At 46.9% G+C, this 22,561-nt stretch carries 22 protein-coding genes, 1 tRNA gene and 1 riboswitch; of the genes, 13 read left to right on the forward strand and 10 right to left on the reverse strand.

What is annotated here, in order from left to right; genetic code table 11:
* Positions 1–3: 3 nt before the first annotated feature.
* Entirely contained in the window at positions 4–735 is a 732-nt protein-coding gene (rsmG, locus tag ACI3E1_RS04575; protein ID WP_405024479.1) for a 16S rRNA (guanine(527)-N(7))-methyltransferase RsmG, read from the reverse strand.
* 453 nt (positions 736–1,188) lie between these two features.
* Positions 1,189–1,284, forward strand: a riboswitch (THF riboswitch).
* A 52-nt stretch (positions 1,285–1,336) separates the two neighbouring features.
* Between rsmG and ACI3E1_RS04580 the strand changes: the two genes are divergently transcribed.
* The 3 genes from ACI3E1_RS04580 (at position 1,337) to ACI3E1_RS04590 (ending at position 4,828) form a co-directional block, all read left to right on the forward strand.
* Positions 1,337–1,879 (forward strand): folate family ECF transporter S component, encoded by a 543-nt coding sequence (locus ACI3E1_RS04580; RefSeq protein ID WP_405024480.1) that lies wholly within the window; start codon positions 1,337–1,339, stop codon positions 1,877–1,879.
* A 79-nt stretch (positions 1,880–1,958) separates the two neighbouring features.
* Complete coding sequence (locus tag ACI3E1_RS04585) at positions 1,959–2,819, forward strand: DegV family protein (RefSeq protein WP_405024481.1); 861 nt, start codon at positions 1,959–1,961, stop codon at positions 2,817–2,819.
* A 392-nt stretch (positions 2,820–3,211) separates the two neighbouring features.
* Complete coding sequence (locus ACI3E1_RS04590; RefSeq protein WP_405024482.1) at positions 3,212–4,828, forward strand: bifunctional aspartate transaminase/aspartate 4-decarboxylase; 1,617 nt, start codon at positions 3,212–3,214, stop codon at positions 4,826–4,828.
* Between the two features lie 77 nt (positions 4,829–4,905).
* On the opposite strand, the gene ACI3E1_RS04595 is transcribed toward ACI3E1_RS04590, so the two are convergent.
* The 6 genes from ACI3E1_RS04595 to ACI3E1_RS04620 form a co-directional block, all read right to left on the reverse strand.
* Positions 4,906–5,151 (reverse strand): Veg family protein, encoded by a 246-nt coding sequence (locus tag ACI3E1_RS04595; RefSeq protein WP_405024483.1) that lies wholly within the window; start codon positions 5,149–5,151, stop codon positions 4,906–4,908.
* 73 nt (positions 5,152–5,224) lie between these two features.
* Positions 5,225–6,100, reverse strand: coding sequence for a 16S rRNA (adenine(1518)-N(6)/adenine(1519)-N(6))-dimethyltransferase RsmA (rsmA, locus tag ACI3E1_RS04600; protein WP_405024484.1), 876 nt, complete (start codon positions 6,098–6,100; stop codon positions 5,225–5,227).
* Between the two features lies 1 nt (position 6,101).
* Entirely contained in the window at positions 6,102–6,656 is a 555-nt protein-coding gene (gene rnmV / locus ACI3E1_RS04605; RefSeq protein WP_405024485.1) for a ribonuclease M5, read from the reverse strand.
* The gene (locus tag ACI3E1_RS04610; RefSeq protein ID WP_405024486.1) at positions 6,646–7,434 is read right to left on the reverse strand and encodes a TatD family hydrolase; all 789 of its coding nucleotides are present in this window, start codon (positions 7,432–7,434) and stop codon (positions 6,646–6,648) included. The genes rnmV and ACI3E1_RS04610 overlap by 11 nt, the downstream gene beginning before the upstream one ends.
* Before the next feature lies 1 nt (position 7,435).
* Complete coding sequence (gene metG, locus ACI3E1_RS04615; protein ID WP_405024487.1) at positions 7,436–9,460, reverse strand: methionine--tRNA ligase; 2,025 nt, start codon at positions 9,458–9,460, stop codon at positions 7,436–7,438.
* An 83-nt stretch (positions 9,461–9,543) separates the two neighbouring features.
* The gene (locus tag ACI3E1_RS04620; RefSeq protein ID WP_405024488.1) at positions 9,544–10,803 is read right to left on the reverse strand and encodes a hydroxymethylglutaryl-CoA reductase, degradative; all 1,260 of its coding nucleotides are present in this window, start codon (positions 10,801–10,803) and stop codon (positions 9,544–9,546) included.
* A gap of 116 nt (positions 10,804–10,919) precedes the next feature.
* On the opposite strand from ACI3E1_RS04620, the gene ACI3E1_RS04625 reads away from it, so the two are divergent.
* From ACI3E1_RS04625 to dltD, 6 genes are all read left to right on the forward strand, one after another.
* Positions 10,920–11,726, forward strand: coding sequence for a transporter substrate-binding domain-containing protein (locus tag ACI3E1_RS04625; RefSeq protein WP_405024489.1), 807 nt, complete (start codon positions 10,920–10,922; stop codon positions 11,724–11,726).
* A 153-nt stretch (positions 11,727–11,879) separates the two neighbouring features.
* Entirely contained in the window at positions 11,880–12,020 is a 141-nt protein-coding gene (locus ACI3E1_RS04630; RefSeq protein WP_405024490.1) for a teichoic acid D-Ala incorporation-associated protein DltX, read from the forward strand.
* Between the two features lie 73 nt (positions 12,021–12,093).
* Entirely contained in the window at positions 12,094–13,620 is a 1,527-nt protein-coding gene (gene dltA / locus ACI3E1_RS04635) for a D-alanine--poly(phosphoribitol) ligase subunit DltA (protein WP_405024609.1), read from the forward strand.
* A complete protein-coding gene (gene dltB, locus ACI3E1_RS04640; protein ID WP_405024491.1) occupies positions 13,620–14,858 on the forward strand; it encodes a D-alanyl-lipoteichoic acid biosynthesis protein DltB in 1,239 nt (412 codons plus the stop codon). Before dltA ends, dltB begins: the two co-directional genes overlap by 1 nt.
* 36 nt (positions 14,859–14,894) lie before the next feature.
* Positions 14,895–15,134, forward strand: coding sequence for a D-alanine--poly(phosphoribitol) ligase subunit DltC (gene dltC / locus ACI3E1_RS04645; RefSeq protein WP_405024492.1), 240 nt, complete (start codon positions 14,895–14,897; stop codon positions 15,132–15,134).
* Complete coding sequence (gene dltD, locus ACI3E1_RS04650) at positions 15,127–16,419, forward strand: D-alanyl-lipoteichoic acid biosynthesis protein DltD (protein WP_405024493.1); 1,293 nt, start codon at positions 15,127–15,129, stop codon at positions 16,417–16,419. The genes dltC and dltD overlap by 8 nt, the downstream gene beginning before the upstream one ends.
* 56 nt (positions 16,420–16,475) lie before the next feature.
* Here the strand turns inward: dltD and ACI3E1_RS04655 are convergent, their stop codons facing one another.
* The gene (locus ACI3E1_RS04655; RefSeq protein WP_405024494.1) at positions 16,476–17,405 is read right to left on the reverse strand and encodes an exopolyphosphatase; all 930 of its coding nucleotides are present in this window, start codon (positions 17,403–17,405) and stop codon (positions 16,476–16,478) included.
* A gap of 12 nt (positions 17,406–17,417) precedes the next feature.
* Entirely contained in the window at positions 17,418–18,437 is a 1,020-nt protein-coding gene (gene trpS, locus ACI3E1_RS04660) for a tryptophan--tRNA ligase (RefSeq protein WP_405024495.1), read from the reverse strand.
* A 293-nt stretch (positions 18,438–18,730) separates the two neighbouring features.
* On the opposite strand from trpS, the gene ACI3E1_RS04665 reads away from it, so the two are divergent.
* The 4 genes from ACI3E1_RS04665 to ACI3E1_RS04680 all read left to right on the forward strand — a co-directional run bounded on the left by ACI3E1_RS04665 (position 18,731) and on the right by ACI3E1_RS04680 (position 21,038).
* Positions 18,731–18,803 (forward strand) — tRNA-Thr (locus tag ACI3E1_RS04665).
* 191 nt (positions 18,804–18,994) lie between these two features.
* Entirely contained in the window at positions 18,995–19,582 is a 588-nt protein-coding gene (locus tag ACI3E1_RS04670; RefSeq protein ID WP_405024496.1) for a sigma-70 family RNA polymerase sigma factor, read from the forward strand.
* A gap of 123 nt (positions 19,583–19,705) precedes the next feature.
* On the forward strand, positions 19,706–20,152 hold the full coding sequence (locus ACI3E1_RS04675) for a DUF805 domain-containing protein (protein WP_405024497.1): 447 nt from the start codon (positions 19,706–19,708) through the stop codon (positions 20,150–20,152).
* Between the two features lie 13 nt (positions 20,153–20,165).
* A complete protein-coding gene (locus ACI3E1_RS04680) occupies positions 20,166–21,038 on the forward strand; it encodes a DNA/RNA non-specific endonuclease (RefSeq protein ID WP_405024498.1) in 873 nt (290 codons plus the stop codon).
* A gap of 120 nt (positions 21,039–21,158) precedes the next feature.
* Here ACI3E1_RS04680 and ACI3E1_RS04685 read toward each other — a convergent pair whose 3' ends face one another.
* Positions 21,159–22,526: a sugar porter family MFS transporter gene (locus tag ACI3E1_RS04685; protein WP_405024499.1), complete on the reverse strand. Its 1,368-nt coding sequence runs from the start codon at positions 22,524–22,526 to the stop codon at positions 21,159–21,161.
* Between the last annotated feature and the right edge of the window lie 35 nt (positions 22,527–22,561).

The following is a 22,561-nucleotide window of genomic DNA, read 5'->3' on the forward strand; positions in this document are numbered from 1 at the left end:
CTCCTACTTATTCGTCAACGGCTTTTTAGCCGGGGTCCCCGCCTTCCGCGGATACTGCCGGGGAGTCGTGTGTTTCTTATCAATCACAATTACGTTGCGTTCATCACCTGACCGGGGAAGGAAAAACCGCTTAGTTGTGGCTACCCGCCCGCCTAATAACGTAATTGCCCGCTGGGCCGCTTCCAATTCAGCAGCTGCCTTCTGAGCTTTAAGGGCAACCAACTGACCGCCCACCCGCACAAGTGGCAAACACAGCTCACTTAAAACGCTTAGGCGGGCAACTGCTCGGGCAGTCACGTAATCAAACTTTTCCCGATGAATGCTTTTCTTTCCCCCAAATTCTTCGGCCCGCGCATGAACCAACGTTACATTTGTTAGTTCCAGTTCTTGGCATAAATCGGTCAAAAAACGAATTCGCTTATTTAACGAATCAACAATTGTAATCCGCAACTGGGGAAACATGATCTTTAGCGGAAGGGAAGGAAACCCTGCACCTGCACCCACATCACACAAACTCACCGCCGCCTGCTGAAACTGCGGAACAGCCAGTGCGGGAATCAACGAATCAAAGAAATGTTTCTCATACACTTCATCCTTAGCAGTAATCGCTGTTAGGTTAACGTGTTGATTCGCCGCAACTAACAATTCGTAATACCGGCGGAACTGGACAAGTTGGTCCTCTGTTGGGGTAAAGCCCACCCGAATCAACTGTTCCTTAAAAAAAGCAGGTGCCATGCAACATCCTCCCTCCATTCTTTGCTGTGAAACACCATTTTAAGCGTTTCACACATACCTATAGTGTATGCTAACCCCCTTAAAATAACAACCCGCCATTCCGCTTTCCACCAGCGGTTTATCTGGCATCGTTAACCTTTTCTTAAACCAATTATTGTGTTTTTCCAAGAAAATGGTTGCCTTTTCTTCATTTCTGTTTCTTACACTACAGTCGTGGTTTAAATAATCATTACTACTTTCCTGCGAAGATGATTCCCCATCTTCGCCCCCATAATTCCTAAGTAGTAATAGTGAAATGAACTCCCCCTAAAAATTCATTTCACAACTCCCTTTTCCTCAGCGTAACGCTGGGGTTTTTCTTTTTATTCTGCTTCTTTTGTAATTCACCCTTTGAATTGACTAAATAGTTCGCACGTTGTTGAATTATAACGTTGTTTAATATATCATTGTTCGTATAGGGTAGGCGTTGGAACGTTAAGGGTTGCCGGAACGGAATGTGAACGGCAACAGAAGGCCAGTCGGTCGCGCTCCTGGGCCGCATTCACTATCAATTCTTATATAGTGCAATGAAACCCTTAATATTATTAAGGAGATGGCTTTCATGCATTACTTTTCTTGGCGAGGACCACGGTTTAATACCCGGGTATTAACCCTCGCAGCGCTGTTGATTGCTCTGGAATTAGTACTATCCAAGATCTCGTTTGGTCCCAGCAATCTAATGGAAATTGGACTTGGGTTTATCGGAACTATCCTGGTTGGGTACTACCTCGGTCCGTGGTGGGGTGCCGTTGCATTAGTGATAAGCGACATTATCGGTCATACCATTCTTGCTACCAATGCAAACTTCTTCATTGGATTCACCATTGGTGCCGGCATTTCAGGATTTATCGCCGGACTATTCTTGTACCGGCAGAAGGTTACCGCCCTCCGGGTTCTCTTATATGAGCTTACTCAGGTAATCATCTCAAACCTAATCATTACAACCCTTAATCTTCACTTGATGTACAAAACGCCGATTATGGCATTACTAATTCCTCGGGTGCCGAAGGAAATCATTACCCTCGCATTTAACTTTATTGTCGGGTGGATTGTCCTCCAAGCAGTCGCCCGGTTTAAGCTTCACGACCGTTTCGGGTTAAATTAGCGCCACGTTAGTTCCGTTTACCAACTAAATACGGTATAATAGGGACAATTAACACGGAAGACGTTAAGGAGAGACTTTTATGGCACAAATCAAGCTTGTTACCGACTCTTCGGTTCAGTTAACCCCGGAGGAAATTACCGCAAACGATATCCACATTGTCCCGCTATCCGTTGAAATTGACGGAAAAAACTACGTTGACGGCGTGGATATTACCCGGGAAGAACTCGTTCAAGCACTCCGGGATGGTAAGTTTCCGAAGACCAGCCAACCACCAATAGGAAAATTTGTCGAAATGTTCGACGAACTTGGAAAAGATGGGAGCGAAGTCATTGCTATCCTCCTCTCGGACATCTTGAGCGGAACCGTCGAAACCGCACAAGCAGCCGCTAAGATAACCACCACTAAGGTAACGGTTATCAATAGCAAGAGCACCGACCGGGCTGAATCATTCCAAGTACTTGCAGCAGCACAGGATATCCGGGACGGTAAGTCCGTTGATGAAATCGTTGCCCACTGCGCTGACATTAAAAGCCGAACAACAACTGAAGTTCTCGTTGATCAACTAGATTGTCTGGTCCGGGGAGGCCGGGTTAGTAAGCTAGCCGGGGCTCTCGCCAAAATTGCTAACATTAAAGTTATTATTCGGGTTCATGATGATGAAATTAAGGTGCTTACTAAGGGGCGGAGTCAAAAAACGTTTATCAAGCACTGCAAACAGCTTGCCAAGGATCATGAAAACAACCCGATTCAGCAGTTATCCCTTTCAAACGTGGGAACTGATCCGGCGTTTTTGGAGCGAATTAAGAATATTATTCTTCCGGAAGACAGTGATGCCAGCTATATTGCCCGGTTAACAAGTCCAATTATCATGACCCATACCGGGCTCAACGCGGTCGGTGTAATTACATTGGCGGAAAAACCCCTTCCGAAAGATTACTAAGCCGAAGAATCTTTCCCGATATGTTAGTTTCCTTCGGCTAACTGAAAACGATTTCTTATTCAAGGAGATTCGTTATAATTAAGTTATCCTTAACTTTTTCTTTAACATTTCTTATAGAATTATGCTTAGAATATCCTAAGTAACCTAATAAAACAACTCTTTCATTTACTCCCCCTATTAAGTAGATGAAATAACAGCTACGATAAGTGGCTGTTGCCTATTCCTTTTTCCTCGTATCAACCATGTTGGTGCGGGGTTTTTCTTTTATCCTTTATTCCCCTTTTAGAATTCATTATCCCCAAAGAATACACTCCATTTGCATCAAACTCCCCCTGCTCCTATAACAAAGATATAACCAATTATGGCACTACTAAATTATGGGGGTAATAGTAATGACACCACACGACGAACGTGAACTAGAGCAACTCGGCGCATTTGAAATTTCCTTCAAGCTTTTAAGTCTAGCTAAAAATAACGATAAACAAAACATCTTCCTTAACGCTGGCCGCGGAAACCCTAATTGGATTCAAACAATTAGCCGGCAAGCCTTTGCCCGGTTAATTCAATTTGGAGTGCAAGAGTCACAACGAACAATTAACCAACCAGACCTCGCAGGATACACCGAAAACGCCGGAATTCATGAACGACTTGAAACGTTTCTCAACCCTGAAAAATCCTCCGCTGATCACCTAATTCTAGCAGCTGTAGACTACGCCCATCAAAAATGGGAAATTGCCAAAAATGCCTTCGTTAAGGAGCTAACTGACGGCGTAATTGGAAACAACTACCCGGTTCCAAGTCGAATATTAAAGTATACCGAGCGAGTAATTAATGAATACCTTAGTTCTACCCTGTATCACAACACCACTAACAAGGAGTTGGCTGCTGATACCCAGCTATTCCCAACTGAAGGGGGAACTGCAGCAATTGTTTACATTTTTAACTCACTAAAGGAAAATAAGCTGATTCATCCCGGTGATAAAATTATCATTAACACGCCGATATTCACCCCATACATTGAGATTCCTGAACTCAGCGATTACCAGATGACTGAAATCGACCTTAAATCAACGGAAGAAAATAACTGGGAACTTGAACCGGACGCAGCGGCCCAACTGGAAGACCCGGCAGTTAAGGCTCTCTTCCTCGTTAATCCGTCCAACCCAGGTTCGGTGGCCCTTAGCCCCCAAACACTGCAGGCCATTAAACACGCCGTTGAGAAAAACCCGCACCTGATGATCATCACCGACGACGTTTACGGGACGTTTGTGGCCGACTTTGAAAGCGTCTATGCCGTTGCTCCATACAATACACTACTGGTTTACTCGTATTCCAAGCTCTTCGGCGCGACCGGATGGCGGCTTGGTGTTATTGGCGTCCACAAACACAACGTCTTTGATGACCTCATCAGTCAACTCCCGGTCGCTGACAAAAAGGAGCTTTACGCCCGGTATCGTCACGTCGTCCTTGACCCTAACAAGATGAAATTCATTGACCGAATGGTTGCTGACAGCCGGGCTGTTGGGTTATACCACACTTCTGGGTTATCAACGCCCCAACAAATCATGGAATGCCTGTTTTCAATGGCTCACCTGCTAAACGAACAGACTGATGGCCTGGACAACGACCACTACATCCAAGAAGCTAAGCGGATTGTTCGAACACGGTACAACGCTCTTCATAAGGGGCTTAATGCTCCCGCATTTAACGATCCCGCAAACGCTGAATACTACTCCTTGATTGATATCTACGATTTAGCCGCCCAGTACTACGGAGCCGCTTTTGCTAGGTGGCTCAAGGATAACTTTGAGCAGGTGGATTTCCTCGTTCAACTATCCCAGAAAAACGGGGTTGTTTTAATGGATGGGGTTGGTTTCGGCTCAAAGCCAGGCATTTTACGGGTTTCCCAGGCTAATCTTCCTGATAAAGACTACACGATGATTGCCCGACAAGTACGCGCCCTTCTTGCTGACTACTATGATCAATTCGTTAAGGCCAGTCAGAACTAATGAAGAAAGAAAATGCATTCCATATAAAAATAGAAGCTGCGACGGTAAGTCACAGCTTCTTTTTCAATTCACTTTCTCTAGTCGTGGCCGTCCTCAAACGACAGTTCAATGCTCTGCGTCAACACATCCGTATAGCTAAACGACGCATTCTCAACAGCACTTTCATCCTGATCTAACTCAACGATAAAAACAGCCGGAAACGTCTTCCGTAAGATTCCTCGCCGGCGCAATACCTTCTTCCGCCCAATCTGGGAGGTGACGGTCAGTGGCTTGCCAATGCGGGCATCAAGTTCCTTCTTGATGGCAACTAAATTCTTTGGCATCATGCTCACCTCTTATGAAGGTATTGTATGCCGATTAAAATGAATTTTCAAATTAATTTTTTTTAAAGAAATATTATAGGGCCGTAGTCAGTGCGTTACTCAACCGCACAAACGCCGCAACGGTAAGTTGTTCCGCCCGAACTCCCGCATCAATTTGTGCTTCCCGGAGTGCTTCTAGCAGTTGTTCCTTATTCTTTTTCCCGTACAAAGCTACTAAGTTATTCCATAAACTCTTCCGGCGGTGCATAAACGCTCCCTTTACCAAACGGGTAAAGGCGGCTGGGTCAGTAACTTCTGGGGTAACCGCAGGAGTTAATACTACAATTGCCGAATCAACGTTCGGTTGGGGGACAAAGACCGTCCGGGGGACAATAAACGCAACACGGGCGTGCATTGCAAGTTGAACTGCCACCGATAACGAACCGTAGTCCTTTGTTCCCGGTTTTGCTTCCAACCGAGCTGCAACTTCCCGTTGCATCATTACTGTAATTGCCGCAAACGAAATCGGGGCGGCTAACAACCGCATAATAATCGGCGTTGTGATGTAATACGGAAGATTAGCAACCACCTTCACCGGGTGTTGCCCATCCAAATGCGCCGCTACTAAAGCAGCAACATCCGTTTTTAAAATATCCGCATTTACCACCGTAATATTCTTATACGGAGCTAACGTATCAGCAAGCACCGGAATTAACCGCTGATCAATCTCAACAGCTACAACGTGATGCGCTCGTTGTGCCAACTGCTCAGTGAGCGCCCCAATTCCCGGCCCGATTTCAATCACATCATCATCAGTTGATACAGCTGCTGCATCAACAATCTTGGTCAGGACATTAATATCCGTTAAAAAATTTTGTCCCAGACTCTTTTTAAAAGTTAACCCGTGCGTAGCCATAATTTCCCGGGTACGGGTAGGCGCAGCAATTGGTAATGATTGTCCCTCTTTCATCCTACTGGTCCCCCTCGTCCAGTTGTTGTACAGCCTGGTTAAAAGCTTCCCGGGTAACTCGAAATAACCGCAACCGCTCTAATAAGTGCTTTCCGTTAACGTACCCGATACCCAGAAAATCGCCTAATCGTTCCCGCCGTTTCCTAGCGGTTCTGCCAGCAATCAGCCCCGCCTCAAACAGCATTTCCCGGGAAATAACCGTAGGCGCGTCGGGAGTTTCCGTATAAACATTCCGCAAGGCTGCACGGATAGCCGCCGGAGTAGCATGTTCCACACCTAAGCTTCCCGGGCCATGGGGCACAGCATCACGGCGCTCCAGGAAGGCATGTTTAACTTCCGGAACTTCACGGGCAATCATCTTCCTAATCTTTTCACCAGAATAATCCGGATCGGTAAAGACAATTACTCCCCGCCGAGCGTTTAACACCTTAATTTGGTGAAGGGTCTCTTCATTTAAGGCAGCGCCCCGCGTTTCCAATGTATCAGCCTCAACTGCCCGGTGAATTTGCCGGGTGTCATCCTTACCTTCGACTACGATGACTTCTTTAATTTTCATTTGCTTGCTGTTTCCCACTCTCAATCATCCTCATTGCATTGTTAAACGTCTGCCGGGCAAGCACCACAGCTGGTATTCCCCGTAACCGTGCTAGGTATTCGACGGTATACCGGGTCATTCCGGGCTCGTTCATCCGATCCCGGTACGGCATTGGCGTTAGGTAAGGCGCATCCGTTTCCACTAGCATTCGTGATAGCGGGGTAACCTGAGCCGCTTCCCGGACCTCCGGTGCACCGTGAAACGTTACTACTCCGCTATACGACAGGTTAAACCCTAACGCTAAAAATTTCTTCGCCCACTGAGCATCACCGTTAAAGCTATGCATTACCCCGCCAACGAGGGCGGGCTGATGGTCTTGTAAAATAGCATACGTATCCGCAAATGCATCCCGGTTATGAATGCTTACCGGCAGCCCTAGCTCCTCGGCTAACGTTAACTGGGCTTCAAATACCCGCCATTGCAGCCGGTGGTCAACGGCGCAATGGTAGTCCAGTCCAATTTCACCAATGACCCGAAAACGCGGGTGCAACGCCATTTCCCGCAACATACCTTCCCATTCCTTGTCATATTGAGAAGCATCCTCAGGATGACATCCCGCCGCACCAAAGATATGAGGAAACTGTTCAAGCATGGTCATCAGTCGCGCGTTGGTGCGCTTATTATCCCCTAGTACAAGCATGTGGGTTACATCTAATGCCCGCGCACGCTCGACCACTGCTGGCAGGTCACCCACAAATTGATCAGCGTTAATGTGCGTATGTGAATCAAAAATTTGCATGTTAACTAACCAGCGATCCGGCTGGAACGTCATCTGGCACTGTTAATAGTTGAACCTGATTGCCAAATTCTGCTGATAATAGCATCCCCTGGCTTAATTCCCCACGCATTTCCCGTGGCTTTAAGTTAGTAACAGCGATTACCTTTTTGCCAACCAGCTTGTCTGGCTCCGGGTACCATTCAGCAATCCCCGAAATAATTTGCCGGTCGCCCTCATCGCCGGCGTCAACGCGGAATTTCAAAAGCTTATCCGCATTGGCGACCCGGCTTACCGCCTTAATTGCTACCACCTTAAGTTCAACCTTATCAAACTTATCAAACCGAATTTCCTTCTTGGTAAGGGTCAACGTCGTCTTTTGCGGATCAAAATCGCCCTGCTTCGCATGAGCCATATTCTTCCGCCCCTTCGCCTTCTCGTCCTTACTCATCTTCCCTTTAAGGTACGCAACCTCTTCATCAACGTCTAAGCGCGGAAAAAGTGGTGTTCCCTTAGCAACAACATGTTCGCCTGCCGGAAGATCATCGTACTTGGCATCCGTCAACATTACCTGATCCGTTGGTAGCCCAAGCTGTGCAAAAATCTCCTGGGGCGCGTGTGTCATTACTGGTTGAAGCATAATGGCCGCAAACCGCAAACTTGCCGTGAGGTGGGCTAATACGCTATCAAGCTGATCCTGGGCGTTATCATCCTTTGCCAACTTCCATGGTTCCGTCTCGTCAATGTACTTGTTTGTCCGGTTAATTAACTGCCAGACTGCCGCTAAAGCATCTGCGAAGTGATACCGGTCCATTTCCCGCTGGTACGCCGCAAAGGATGCCGCTGCAACCTTCTCCAGATCATTATCAACCGGTGTAACTTTGTGATGAAGAGCTGGAAGCACCCCGTTACGGTACTTATTAATCATGGCAACTGTTCGGTTTAACAGGTTCCCCAGATCATTTGCCAGGTCAAAGTTGACCCGGTCAATAAAGTCTTCGGGAGTGAAAATCCCATCATTACCAAATGGCAGCGCCCGGGCCAGATAGTAACGTAAGGCATCTAACCCGTAGCGCTCAACAATTAGTTCAGGATAGATGACGTTTCCCTTCGACTTTGACATCTTACCGTCCTTCATCAAAAGCCAACCGTGGCCCACAATGTGTTCCGGTAACGGAAGATCCAAAGCCATTAAAATAATTGGCCAATAAATCGTGTGAAAACGAACAATCTCCTTCCCCACCATCTGAACATTAGCTGGCCAAAACTTCTTGAAGAGCGTGTCATCCTTCCCCATATAACCTAGCGCCGTAATATAATTGCACAGCGCATCAATCCACACGTACACCACGTGCTGGGGGTCATTAGGGACCTTTACTCCCCAGTTAAACGACGTCCGGGTAATAGCCAGATCCTCAAGCCCTGGCTTAATGAAGTTGTTGAGCATCTCTTTTTTCCGGGATACTGGAAGGATAAACTCAGGATGTTCGTCGTAATACTGAACGAGGCGATCAGCGTACTTACTCATCTTAAAGAAGTAGCAATCCTCCTCAACGAGTTTAACTTCATGACCAGACGGCGCTTTCCCCCCAATCATTTTTCCGTCATCATCGCGGTATACCTCAGCCAACTGGGATTCGGTAAAGTATTCTTCATCAGAAACAGAATACCATCCCCGATACTTTCCTAGGTAGATATCACCCTGATCAAGCAAACGTTGGAAAATCTTTTGAATGGCCCGCTCGTGGTAGTCATCCGTCGTCCGGATAAACTTATCGTTAGTAATTTCGAGCTTCTTCCATAACTGCTTAATATCAGCCGCCATCCCATCAACGTATTCCTGCGGTGTCTTTCCCTGCGCAGCCGCTTTTTGTTCGATTTTTAATCCATGTTCATCCGTCCCCGTTAAGAAGAAAACGTCATATCCTTGCAGGCGTTTGTAGCGGGCTAAAATATCACACGCTACGGTCGTATATGAATTCCCAATATGAAGCCGACCCGATGGATAATAAATTGGCGTTGTAATGTAAAACGTTGGTTGTTTGCTCATCCTGATTGTTCCTCCGCTAATCATTGTTACTAATGTAGTTAATTTTCATTATAGCATGTTCCCTGTCCGGCTTTGAACCGGAGTTATGCGTGAGCGCGCACCCATTTAAGGGCCGCTTGGGCTCCTGCCGAATCCCGGGTATTTTGGGCGGTCATCCGGGCAACTACTGCTGGAATTTCCTCATCACTAGCGCCCACACTACGCGCGAGGGACTTTAATTGGAGTCGCATATGACCACGCTGAATTCCCTCCGTTACAAGGGCATATAATGCTGCCAAGTTCTGTCCTAAGCCAACCGTCGTAATCACCGTCATTAGTTCCCGCGCATCATTAACCCGCAACAACTCATGGTTAATCTTTACTAGGGGAACAATTTTAATTGATCCCCCAACGGTTCCTACCGGCATAGGAATGGTAATCCGTCCACACAATTCATTATCAACCACTTCCCACGTGGAAAGCCCCCGATAATGACCATCCCGGGAGGCATAGGCATGCGCTGCCCCCTCAATTGCCCGCCAATCATTCCCAGTAGCAATCACCACAGCATCCACCCCGTTCATAATTCCCTTATTATGGGTGACTGCCCGGTACGGATCTAACTGTGCTACTCGGCTGGCCATCGCAATCTTAACCGCCGCCTGAGCGCCATCAACCTGCCGTTTCGTTAGCAGCTCAACGGGTACGCAACACGTTGCTGTAACAAGACACTGGGTCGTGTAGTTAGAGAGGATACTCATTAAGACATCCTGATCAAACTGTTGCCGAATATACGTTGCCACGGCTTCCAGCATGGTATTCATCATGTTGGCTCCCATTGCTTCTAAGGTATCAACAATCAAATCCAGCGACACCAAATCATTATCTAGCGCCCGGACACGGACATTGCGGGCCCCCCCGCCTCGCTTTTGCAGCGATGGGTGGGCGGCATTAGCCACCGCCACTAACTGCTCCGCGTGGCTTTGTAGACTCCCGCTTAGGGAAACGACGTCGCGGACATTTTCTATAATTACCTGGCCAATCATCTGCCGGCTGGTAACTTCCGCATGAAAGCCCCCCGCTTTCTTTACGATTCCCGCTGCATTACAACTAGCGGCAATCACGGACGGTTCTTCCACAACCATTGGAATAACGTATTCCTTTTTATTAACAACGTAGTTTAACGCCAATCCTTCCGGAATCGTAAAGTCGGTCACATAATTTTCAATCATCGTGTCACCAATCGTCGGCGTCCGTGCCATCTTCTTCAACGTTGCACAATCGGTCTCAGGTAACATTCCTGTCTTCAAAATAGCTAAGCGGTCTGTCCATTTTTTTTGATAATACTTATTAAACGCCTTCACGTTTCAGTCCTCCTTAACGGATCCTTAGTAAAAACGCTAATCTTTCCTCTAGTTCAGCCATTATTTCCATTATATAATAGCATAGGTAGATTGATCATTTGGTGGAGGCCAGAAACGTGAAACATCTAAAAAAATGGTTAACAATTATTGTTACGCTGGCAAGCGTATTCATTCTATGCTCGTGCGGCCGGCAACAATCAAAGTCTAAAACATTAACAATCGGAACGGTTATGAATAATTCACCGTACTGTGCCGGCCAACCTGGGCAACTTACTGGATACGATATTAAGCTTGGAACGGCCATCGCCCAAAAAACAGGAATGAAGCCGAAATTTATCACTTACCAGACCGATGAGGACCTCCTTGCAGGACTTCGGCACGGAAAGGTAATGGTCGCCCTAGGTGCAACGGACCTGATTAATCTTCCAGACGGCAAGTACAGCACATCAAGCCCGTACCTGTACCCCACAAACGTCCTTTTTACTACTACTGCAAACAAGCACTCAACCGTCACCGGAATGACGGGATGTGCAGTTGGAATGCTTAAAAACGGGAACCAAGCAACCCTCCTTCGCCGGTTGGTTTTTCGGCCTAAACAATATCAATCAATGAACGCCTTGATTTCAGCAATTAATCGTGGCCAAGTCCAGGCGGGGATTGTAACTAATTTTCAATACACCAACTACCTTAAGGATCACCCCAGCTTAGTCCAACCAATGAACCCAGCAAATACAACTGAGCGGGGAAAAGTGCTTAAACAGATTAAGGGGAACGGGATTTATGCTCAGCAACTCGTCGCCGTTACGTACCACCACAAACAAGTCACCCAGACCGTTAATCGCGCCATTGACGACCTCCGCAACGAAGGAACACTTGCAAAGCTTTCGCAACAATTCTTCCAGCGAGATATGAGCAAACAATAGTGCTTAGGATTAATTATTGATTGATAAAGAACTAACCGTTCAATTTATTTGGGTGTTGATCAGAATTTTAATTCCCCGCCATTTGCGTTATAATTTTACGCGTTAGACTACTATCTTTTATGAAAGACCGTCACAGAAAGAGGGTTTGTGGACATGTTAAAGGCACTCAATGCCCATCCAGTATTGACGTTTTGTTTAAAGACCGCCTTTTTCTTTGCAGTGCTCCTCGCACTCGCATATCTCTACGGCTACTATGGCGTTGGTCGCGCTACGTTCCTTTATAATGAATTCTAAGCAATGTTAATTACCGTTCACCCGTGTGGACGGAAGTATTTGAAGCGGCTCGACCGTTTCGGAAAGTAGGATTATCTTGGAAAATATTGTTAACACACTTGACCGGGTTGCCCAGGCCAACCCCCAAAAAATCGCCTATGACGAACTTGGGGTAACACATACCTACCAGGACTTTTACGAGCAATCCAATGCCTTAGCTGCGTGGATTACCAACCAGAAGTTTCCGGAAAAGAGCCCCATCCTCGTATATGGTGACCATCAATTTGAGATGATTGTTGCCTTTACGGCCGCCATTAAAACTGGTCACCCGTATATTCCCGTTGAAACGGGGACGGGCTTAGAGCGAATGGATTCGATTATTGCAACGGCCAACCCTTTATTGGCAATCGCAATTGACGAATTTCCACACGCCGAACTAACAAACTTTAACGGGCAGGTTCTCAAAAACACTGACCTTAAACAAATTCTTGCAACACCTCAAAATTTTACGGTTACTAACCCTATTAACGGTCAGGACATTTTCTACATCCTGTTTACCTCCGGAACGACCGGAAATCCAAAGGGTGTTGAGGTAATGCATGACAATATTAAGTCATACATTGAATGGGAACTTAGCGATTCGTTTGGCATTCCAGAAGGTGCAAGCTACCTGGGACAACCGCCGTTCTCATTTGATATTTCAAACATGTCATGGTTACCTGCTCTTTTAACGGGGGGGAAGGTTATTGCCCTACCGAAGGCGGCGGTAGATAATTTTGCCAAGCTCTTTACCGTCCTACCAACACTTAAATTTAACGTCTTTACGGGAACCCCCTCATTTGCAGAGATGCTCCTTTTAAGTAAGGATTTCAACGCAGAGAAGATGCCTGAGATTAAAACGTTCTTGCTGTGCGGGGAAGAGCTAACCGTTAAAACAACGAAAGCCCTCCTCGAGCGGTTCCCGAACGCCCGTATTTTTGACCTGTACGGGCCAACGGAGGCTGCCGTTGCGGTTACAGCCTTCGAACCAACTAAGGAAAACATTCAAGGGCTTGACCGCCTCCCAGTAGGATACGCTAAACCGGGGGTTAAGATGCTTGTTATGAAGAATGGTCAGGTTCTTCCTGCCGGTGAAAAGGGTGAATCAATCATTATTGGGGACAGCGTGGCTCGGGGGTACATGAATAACCCTGAAAAAACGAAGGCTGCGTTCTTTGAATATAATGGTCAACCAGCATACCATACTGGTGATCTCGGGGTTTTGGATGCGGATGGCCTTCTTCACCACATGGGGCGAATGGACTTCCAAATTAAGCTCCACGGCTTCCGGGTCGAACTCGATGAAGTCCGAGCCAGCCTAGAAAAGAGCCCCCACATTAAACAAGCAGTGGCCGTCCCGCGGTATACAAAGGATGGTCAAGTAAGTCACCTGCTTGCCTACGTCATCCCGAAAGAAACGCCAGTCGATGAAAAAGAACTAACAAAGCAAATTCGTGCTGATTTGAACGGAATAATCATGGATTACATGATGCCCACTCAATTTATCTACCGTGATTCATTCCCGCTCTCCGCTAACGGTAAGATTGCGGTTAAGGCACTAATCAAAGAGGCTAACTCATAATGGCAATTATGCATTGGTTATCAGGTTTACCCAGTTTTTCTGCGTACGGTACTCCCGGCTATCTGCTGGTTTTACTGATTGCGTTGATCCCGTTGGGCATCGGGCTATACTATGGTAAACGCTTTGATTGGTACGAAGTAATCATCAGTGCGCTGTTTTTATTCGTCATGTTTGATGGGGCGAACGCTCCCCAAATGATTTCCCTAATTGGGTACGTCATTTACCAAACAATTATTGTAACGTGGTACTACCATTACCGACAGCAACATAACCAGTCATGGGTCTTCTACCTAATTACGTTACTAACCCTCATTCCCTTAATTATTGTGAAAGTGTCCCCCGCGATGGTCGGACACGACTCCTTATTAGGATTCATGGGAATCAGTTACATGACTTTCCGGGCAACCGGAACGGTAATTGAAACCCGGGACGGAATGGTAAAAGATTTCTCGTGGTGGACGTTTGTTCGGTTTACACTGTTCATGCCAACCATCACTTCCGGGCCGATTGACCGGTACCGGCGGTTTGCCAAGGACTACCAAAAGGTCCCTGACCGCGAAAAATACATGGACTTGGTCCAAAAAGGGATTAAATACCTGTTCCTTGGATTGCTGTATAACTTCATTATCGATCACTTCTTCGGGGCGGTGTGGTTGCCAGCGGCCGAGGCGCAAGCAATGCAGTATGCACCCCACATGTCATGGTGGGTTGTTGCCGTCATGTACCTGTACGGGATGCACCTGTTCTTCAATTTTGCCGGGTATTCCTTATTTGCCGTAGCGTTCAGTTATTTTATGGGCGTTGAAGCACCAATGAACTTCAACAAACCATTCAAATCAAAGAACATTAAGGAATTCTGGAACCGGTGGCATATGTCACTGTCCTTCTGGTTCCGGGATTACATCTTTATGCGGTTTGTCTTCATGGCAACTAAAAAAAGGTGGTTCAAGAACCGGAACGTTCTGTCCGCAATTGCTTATATTCTGGACATGACAATCATGGGATTCTGGCATGGTGTAACGTGGTACTATATTTTATACGGGCTCTTACATGGGATCGCCCTAGCCGTTTGCGACTGGTGGGGTCGGTTCAAACGTAAGCACCTCAAGAAGATGCCGCATAACAAGGTTACGAATGCCATTGCGATCTTTGTTACGTTTAACTTTGTTATGCTAACATTCTTATTGTTTAGTGGTTTCCTCAACACCTTGTGGTTTAAGGGTGCCCGGTTACTCTAATTAATAAACGTGTAATTATAAATGGAGGGATTTATCATGGAAGAGGACATTAAAAACATTCTTGCTGACGCAACTGGACGGGACGCTGCGGATTTTGCTGACAATAATCAGGACCTCTTTGAATCAGGATTAATGGATTCAATGGCAACGGTTAGTTTTCTATTAGCGCTACAGGATAAATACGACATCAACGTCCCGGTTTCGGAATTTGACCGGAGCGAATGGAATACAATTGACAAAATTGTCGGAAAGGTCAAGGAACTACAAAATGACTAAGCGTAAACTGTGGCGGATCTTCGGCCCGGTTCTTATTGCGGTTCTCTTAATCGTCGGCTTATTTTCTCTTCCCATTGGGAACCACCATTCCCTATTAACCGAAAAAAAGGCGGCGGTATCCCTTAGTCCGCTGGTAATGAAAAACGAGTCACTTAAAGTAGAGGCGCTTTCTGACAAGAAGGCTAACTTTGTTCCGTTCTTCGGATCAAGTGAATTTAACCGAATGGACCGGTACCACCCAGCTGTAATGGCTGCCCGGTATCATGGCTACACCCCGTTTTTCTTCGGTAAGAAGGGCGCCCAGTCCCTTCCACAGTACATGAACATGGCGATGATGCCAAAGGAAATGCAAGGACGGAAAGTCGTCTTTGTTGTCTCCCCTCAGTGGTTCGTTAAGGGTGGAATTAAGCCGGGGGCTTTCCAGATGTACAACGGAATTTTGCAAAACCTCATGTGGTTACGCCAAGCTAACCCACATTCCCGGTATGACCGGTACGTTGCCAAGCGGATCATCAAGCTAATCGGAACGGACAACATGACTGCTGTTTACTGCAAGCGAATTGCAAATGGTCAGTCGCTGTCTGGTCTGGATAAGACAGTAATCAACCTTCGCATTAACTTCTTAAAACACGAGGATGCGCTGTTCTCTGAAATTTCGTTAAATAACAATTATGAAACCCGGATTAAACCGAAGGTTAACCAGCTTCCGTCAAGGTACAACTATGATGCTTTAATTAAACAGGCTCAACGCGATGCTAAGCCAGAAACATCAAATAACCGGTTCGGGATCAATAACCAGTTTTACAATAATGAAATTAAGGATGTTCTCCCGGATTTAAAGGGCGAGCAAAAACATTTTAACTATACACAATCAGTTGAATTCAGCGACTTCCAAACGGTCCTGCACCAATTTAAAAAGACGCATACGAACGTTATTTTTGTCATTCAACCGGTTAACACTAAATGGGAAGCCTACACTGGCTTGCCGATGAAGATGTACTACCAGTCAGTAGCCAAAATTAAGTTCCAATTGCAACAGCAAGGGTTCAACAATATTGTGGACTTCTCCCGTGATGGGAGTAAGCCGGCCTTTATGAACGATACAATTCATATTGGTTATGCTGGTTGGGTTGCATTTGATAAAAAGGTTAGCGGCTTTATCGATCATAAACAGCCAACCCCCCACTATCACATGAACAAGGCGTTCTTATCCAAGAAGTGGCAGAACTTAAAACCAACACAGCAGAATCTAAATAAATTCAAACAAACTAAACTAGACAAATAAAAGAATCCCGGAAGATTACTGTTCTTCCGGGATTCTTTTATTACTATTACCTAAGCCTACTTCCCAGTTACATCACCGGCAGTTAACTCGGCGAGTAGCCCCTCACGAACACCGCTTTCTGAGAAAAGCACCTTTGCTGGGCAAAGGCGTTCAATTAGTTGAACAACCGGGGTAAGGCCGCCTAAAATAATATCTGCCCGGTCACCTTCAGCCCCCAGAAGTCGCCGTCGTTCATCGATCCCGACACCTAACCACTGCTCGTATAAGTCAAGAATCGTCGCTGGCGCCACCGTTACCCCGTGGAGTTGCTGGTTTGAAGCATTCATATCATTCAATTCATAACGCGTAACAACCCGATTCGTTCCCCCAATTAAAACAATTGGTTTCCCAAAGCCCTGCTGCAGCCACCGAAATTGATTTAACTGAGTGCTTAATAGACGTTGGAGTTGGGCAAGTTGTTGCCCGGTCACGCGGTCTTGTAACCCAAACCGCTCGCTCATGCTAACCGCCCCCCAAGGAACGCTCGCACACCCCAAAAGTTGGCAATTCGCTCCCACGGCCACCTCAAAGCTACCGCCGCCCATATCACACATAATAAAGTCACGCACTCCCAACGTGTTAACCACCCCAAGGAAATCGTAACGGGCCTCTTCTTCCCCGCTGAGGATTCGAATAGTGCACCCGGTTTGTTCCTCAACGCGCGTCACCAGTGCCTCCGGATTCCGCGCATTCCGCACTGCGGCTGTTGCAATTGCCACAACCCGGTAATCGGAAAGTTGCGTATATTCTTGCTGATATTCGCAGACCGTTGCCATCACCCGGTCAATTGCTTCTGGTTGAAGCTTTTGGGTCATTCCCATTCCTGCAGCCAACCGGGTCATTTGTTTTCTCCGAAGCGTTTCCTGCCAGTCCCCAGTTGGTTGCTGCGTATAAACGGCAAGACGGGTCGAATTAGAACCAAAGTCTAAAATTACCAAGTTTTTCATTTGCTGCCTCCATTAATCGAAGTAGTTAACTCCGATTGCCCGCCGCACTTCCGCAAGCGTCTGGTTCGCCACCTCGTTTGCTCGGGCACTCCCTTTTTTAAGGATGGCATACACGGCACTCATGTCCCGCGCGAACTCCTGCCGCCGTTGCCGGATTGGCGCTAAGACGTCTTCGAGCACTTCATTCAGGTAACGTTTAATCTTCACATCACCAAGCCCCCCGTGTTGATACTGGGCCTTTAACTCGGCAACCTTCTCCTGATCATCCGCAAAGATATCCAAATAGGTAAAGACCATGTTCCCCTCAATGTGGCCAGGATCCTCAACGTGAACATGGGTAGGATCAGTGTACATTGACATAACCTTCTTCCGAAGCGTGTCAGCATCATCTGCCAGATAAATGGCATTGTTCAATGATTTACTCATCTTTGCATTACCATCTAACCCCGGCAGCCGTCCAGAACCCTTGGGCGGGAAGATCCCCTGTGGTTCAACCAACACATCACCATAAATTGAATTAAAACTACGAACAATTTCACGCGTTTGTTCAAGCATCGGCTCCTGATCATCCCCGACCGGAACCAAACTAGCCTTAAATGCCGTAATATCAGCAGCCTGACTTACCGGATAAGTGAAGAACCCTGCTGGAATAGACCGTTCAAAATCCTTTTGCTTAATTTCCGCCTTTACCGTAGGGTTTCGCTCCAACCGGGAAACCGTTACTAGGTTCAGGTAATACAGGTTTAACTCCGAAAGAGCCGGAATCTGCGATTGCACAAAAATAGTGGTCTTCGCAGGATCAATCCCAACGGCTAGGTAATCCAAAGCAACCTCCGTTAATGAACGCCGGATTTTTTCCGGATCACGGGCGTTATCAGTAAGGGCTTGCTGGTCAGCAATCATGATAAACGGCTCGTACTTCCCCGTGTTTTGTAATTCAACCCGCTTCTTTAACGAACCAATGTAATGACCGATGTGAAGCTTTCCGGTCGGGCGGTCCCCCGTTAAAATTACCTGCTTTTGTTCACCCATCGTATCTCCTCCTTAAGTAAAAAACGACAGCGTCCATCCATAGGACGCTGCCGCGTGGTACCACCTACGTTGCGGGAAAATCCCGCCACTCTTTACGTTATCTATTTTCTACCCTCACGAACCCACTTCGCTTGACCACGAAACTTTTCAACACCCGTTTCTCTCTGTCACTGGCCCCGCTACTTCCTTCGCTTCATTAGGATTACCCCTATTATAACGAATTTTAGGGGGAATTAAAATTCCTTATTGCAAAAGAATCCTAAATATAATATACTTTTATGGTACTTGATTATGCTACCTTAGCTCAGTAGGTAGAGCATCACCATGGTAAGGTGGGGGTCGTCGGTTCAAACCCGATAGGTAGCTTTAATGATTAATACGATGGCCGTTTTTTGCACCGCTGTTATGGCGTTACGCAAGGAGCGGTTTCTTTTTATCCAAAACTAAAATTCCCCCACTATTCTCATTAAAAAATCACAATTCATGCTCATTTTTGACTATCACTTCTCCACTAGAACCCTTATATTTAAGCCACGGTTCCACACATGGAGGGTCTTATGGCAAACACCCGTGCCGATTTGCAGCTTTGGGCTTACTATGCATCACCAACTAGTGCTAATTTCAACGCACTGTTTGACCAGTATTCTCCGCTGGTTCGCAGTATGTTAAGCCGGGTACGTTTTATTCCTGGCTATGACTGGGACGATCTTGAACAAGAGGCCCGCATCGTCTGCTGGCGGGCCGTGACTTCCTTTTCATTAACAAACGATGTCTCGTTTGGGGCATATTTTCGGGTTTGTCTTGCGCACTGCATTGCTGGATTAATCCGTGAAGCCCACACGCAAAAAAGAGGAGTTGCGTTTGCAACAACGTCGCTTGAACATTTTGTTGATACCAGGGGGATTCACCCCAGCGATACCATTGCACACGCATCATCCGCTGAGGATATTGTTATCCTGCGCGAATGGCTTCGACTTTATACGGAACAGTTGAATGTCCGGGAAGCGTTCCTTTTACGGAACTTTCTGACAGAACCCCACTGTTCCGTCTCAACCCTTGCACGGCAAATGCAATGCTCCCGTTCATCAGTTTACAGTCTCATTTACCGATGTAAGGTAAAGCTGCGCCAGTCATCTTCCCAGTAATTACACTTCCACAGTGGAACCGAACCACCGGGCTTTCCGGTGGTTTTACATAATAGCATCGGTCAGTTGAAATCTCTGGTAAAATGGAAGTTAGTTATCATTTACTAAAGGAGCCCAATTACTATGTTTCAGAATATTTTTCACGTGTGGACTGATGCTTTTCGGTATATCTTGAACTGGCGCAACCCGGTTAGCAGGAAAAAATTCTGGTACACCCAGTTAATTCTCCTTCCTATCGCCATTGTTTTTGCAATTATTAAATGGTTCTCATGGGGGCACTCAAGTCTACTCATCACCGTTGCAATGCTTATCATCACCGTTTTCTTTGCCGCCAACTGCCTGGCCTCCCTTAGCCTGGTAGCACGCCGTCTCCGTGATGTAGGCTTCAGCCTGAACGCAGTCATTCTCTTCTTCTGCGCAATGTACCTCGTGCGTCTTTTTTCCGGGGTTGTTTTTACGGTAATCTTCATTCTTGAATTAGTTGTCCTGATGTTTCCGACTAATAAATTCCGTGTTGCCCCCCAAAGCATCTGGACAGTGATTTGTGAACCGCGCGATAGTCATAAATAGGGAGAAACTAAGTATGAGAAAAAAACACAACTGGCTTGGGCGAATTACCACGGCATCACTTGTCCTCCTAACAATTCTTGGAGGAACTATTACCGCTACTATTCCGGGGATTTCCCGGCCAACAATTACTTCTGTTTCTGCTACCAGTGATATTTCAACAGCGACACACCTTGCAAGCCTTGACTACCACCCAGGAACCTCCCCGGTTGTCCAGGTTAACGGGGGAAAAGCCACCCTGTCACTAAACGACTGGCATTCTAACCATGTTGAGTACAGCCACCTTGATCAACTTAACCGGACAGCGGCGCCCGCAACTGCCATGTTACTACCGCGTAACGTGGCAAATGACCAATTACGGGAACGGCAAACAGTCAAACCCACCGGTTGGCACCAGAAATTTAACCGCCACCACACGGCAATTCTAAACCGTGGGCACATCATTGCCTATTCACTTTCAAAGGGCATTGCAACTACGGGTCAGTATGATCCCGGTCAACAATCAGGAGACCAGAATAACCCACGTAACCTCTTTACCCAAACAGCATTTTGCAATCAAAAACTCCAGACAATTTATGAAGAAAAAGTGCGGCATGCCCTCCGGGACGGTGCCCGGGTTATTTACCGGGTACAGCCCATCTTTCAGGGGAATGATTTGATGGCAAAGGGAGTATGGATGCAAGCGATTGGCTCAAACGGCCTTAACTTTAACGTTTACCTGTATAACGTCCAGCCCGGTTATCAGTTTAACTATCAGGACGGAACATCAACCAGTGATCCAGCAATGACCATCCCAACACCGCCAGAAGCACCCCACTATGACCATTACCGGGTTCATGGAAATATACGGCATCACTATCACCGCTATCGACGGACTTACCGCTGGTAATTGCTGTTTAAAACAATAAATACGAAAAAACGAGCACGCTGGAAGTTTAAAACCCGAACTATAAATTCGGGTTTCTACTTCCGCCGCGCTCGTTTACTTTTACTCAAGGGCCCTTTTTAATTACCCTTTTCCCTTCATGTACTGCTGCTCAATTTCCTCTAACGTATGGCCCTTTGTTTCCGGAACAACCAGCCAAACAAAGAGGACCGCTGCAAAACAGACTAATCCAAAGATTCCAAAAACAGTCGCCTGCTTCATTATTGCCGTCATTACCGGAAAAACAAGCCCAACGACAAACGCTCCTACCCAATTAAGGGCGGACGCTAAGCCTGATGCCTTTCCGCGAACAGCCAATGGAAAAATTTCGCCAACCAACACCCACGTTAACGGCGCCCACGTAAACCCGTAAAACGCGACGTAAATACATAGCAGAACTAACGTAATTAATGGATTAGCGTGTGGCCAAAGCCAGTTAATCACTACTGGGAGAACAAATGCTAGCCCCATCCCAACACCGCCAAAAATCAGGAGGGTTCGCCGGTTAAAGTGACTCGCAATAGCCAGGAAAACAAACGATGCTCCCAAAAGAATCAGTCCCTCAATCACAGGCCACATTAGGTTAGATGCTGCCGCATGCCCCGTTGCTTGGGCCACGATTAACGGAATGTAGTAAAAAATCGCATTTACTCCGATAAACTGTTGCAATCCCGCAACGCCGACACCCGCAATTACCAATGCACGATATTTTCCCGTCAGCATTTGGCCATACGGAAGAGCGCGCTCAGTCGCATCTTGCACACTGACCTGCTGAATCGTTGCAATCTCCGCATCAATGTTTGCATCGGGCTGCATTACCCGCAAAACCTTGGTAGCGGCCGCACGGTTCCCTTGAACCATCAAAAAGCGGGGCGTTGCTGGTAACTTCAAACTTCCAACCAAAAGAACCAACGCCGGAACAGCCGCCATTCCAAGCATTGCCCGCCATGCGAAGGAGGCGGGTAAGTCCTTCAAGCAATAATCAACCACGTACGACAGTAACGTCCCCGCTGCAATCATGGTGAAATTAATTCCCGTCATCCGTCCCCGTAACCGAGCTGGTGCCATCTCAGCCATGTATGCCGGGACAATCGCCGAGAGGGCCCCCACGGATAATCCAAGAATAATTCGAACAGCAATCAATAACCATCCCCCATCATTCGGAACAACTGCCGAAATAAGGGAGCCACAGGCAAAAACCGTTGCTGCTACGGTGATCATGGTTTTACGGCCATACCGGTCTGCCCACCGACCAGCTAATAACCCCCCAAAGATTGCCCCAAACATCAGCGACGACGTAATCATCCCGATGATCAGCGCGTTATGCATGTGCCAATCAAGCTGGAGAAATGGCAGGGCTCCGGTCATTACCCCAATATCATATCCAAATAGAATCCCTCCAAATGAACCAAAAAAATATACGTACGCGCGCGCGAGCCGTTCTCCTTGCATCTAAATCCCCCACTTTTTTCAGTTTCTCTCGGTAT

Origin of the sequence: Ligilactobacillus sp. LYQ139, from assembly GCF_045033025.1 — a bacterium.
In the GTDB taxonomy this organism is placed as follows: Bacteria; Bacillota; Bacilli; order Lactobacillales; family Lactobacillaceae; genus Ligilactobacillus.

What these genes read in the sequence shown, in the direction of transcription:
- metG (WP_405024487.1), bottom strand. Translation starts at nt 9,460, where the DNA reads ATGAGCAAACAACCAACGTTTTACATTACAACGCCAATTTATTATCCA.
- ACI3E1_RS04590 (WP_405024482.1), top strand. Translation starts at nt 3,212, where the DNA reads ATGACACCACACGACGAACGTGAACTAGAGCAACTCGGCGCATTTGAA.
- ACI3E1_RS04630 (WP_405024490.1), top strand. Translation starts at nt 11,880, where the DNA reads ATGTTAAAGGCACTCAATGCCCATCCAGTATTGACGTTTTGTTTAAAG.
- ACI3E1_RS04670 (WP_405024496.1), top strand. Translation starts at nt 18,995, where the DNA reads ATGGCAAACACCCGTGCCGATTTGCAGCTTTGGGCTTACTATGCATCA.
- rnmV (WP_405024485.1), bottom strand. Translation starts at nt 6,656, where the DNA reads ATGAAAATTAAAGAAGTCATCGTAGTCGAAGGTAAGGATGACACCCGG.
- rsmA (WP_405024484.1), bottom strand. Translation starts at nt 6,100, where the DNA reads ATGAAAGAGGGACAATCATTACCAATTGCTGCGCCTACCCGTACCCGG.
- ACI3E1_RS04675 (WP_405024497.1), top strand. Translation starts at nt 19,706, where the DNA reads ATGTTTCAGAATATTTTTCACGTGTGGACTGATGCTTTTCGGTATATC.
- dltC (WP_405024492.1), top strand. Translation starts at nt 14,895, where the DNA reads ATGGAAGAGGACATTAAAAACATTCTTGCTGACGCAACTGGACGGGAC.
- ACI3E1_RS04685 (WP_405024499.1), bottom strand. Translation starts at nt 22,526, where the DNA reads ATGCAAGGAGAACGGCTCGCGCGCGCGTACGTATATTTTTTTGGTTCA.
- ACI3E1_RS04680 (WP_405024498.1), top strand. Translation starts at nt 20,166, where the DNA reads ATGAGAAAAAAACACAACTGGCTTGGGCGAATTACCACGGCATCACTT.
- ACI3E1_RS04585 (WP_405024481.1), top strand. Translation starts at nt 1,959, where the DNA reads ATGGCACAAATCAAGCTTGTTACCGACTCTTCGGTTCAGTTAACCCCG.
- dltD (WP_405024493.1), top strand. Translation starts at nt 15,127, where the DNA reads ATGACTAAGCGTAAACTGTGGCGGATCTTCGGCCCGGTTCTTATTGCG.
- rsmG (WP_405024479.1), bottom strand. Translation starts at nt 735, where the DNA reads ATGGCACCTGCTTTTTTTAAGGAACAGTTGATTCGGGTGGGCTTTACC.
- ACI3E1_RS04595 (WP_405024483.1), bottom strand. Translation starts at nt 5,151, where the DNA reads ATGCCAAAGAATTTAGTTGCCATCAAGAAGGAACTTGATGCCCGCATT.
- ACI3E1_RS04610 (WP_405024486.1), bottom strand. Translation starts at nt 7,434, where the DNA reads ATGCAAATTTTTGATTCACATACGCACATTAACGCTGATCAATTTGTG.
- ACI3E1_RS04655 (WP_405024494.1), bottom strand. Translation starts at nt 17,405, where the DNA reads ATGAAAAACTTGGTAATTTTAGACTTTGGTTCTAATTCGACCCGTCTT.
- dltB (WP_405024491.1), top strand. Translation starts at nt 13,620, where the DNA reads ATGGCAATTATGCATTGGTTATCAGGTTTACCCAGTTTTTCTGCGTAC.
- ACI3E1_RS04580 (WP_405024480.1), top strand. Translation starts at nt 1,337, where the DNA reads ATGCATTACTTTTCTTGGCGAGGACCACGGTTTAATACCCGGGTATTA.
- trpS (WP_405024495.1), bottom strand. Translation starts at nt 18,437, where the DNA reads ATGGGTGAACAAAAGCAGGTAATTTTAACGGGGGACCGCCCGACCGGA.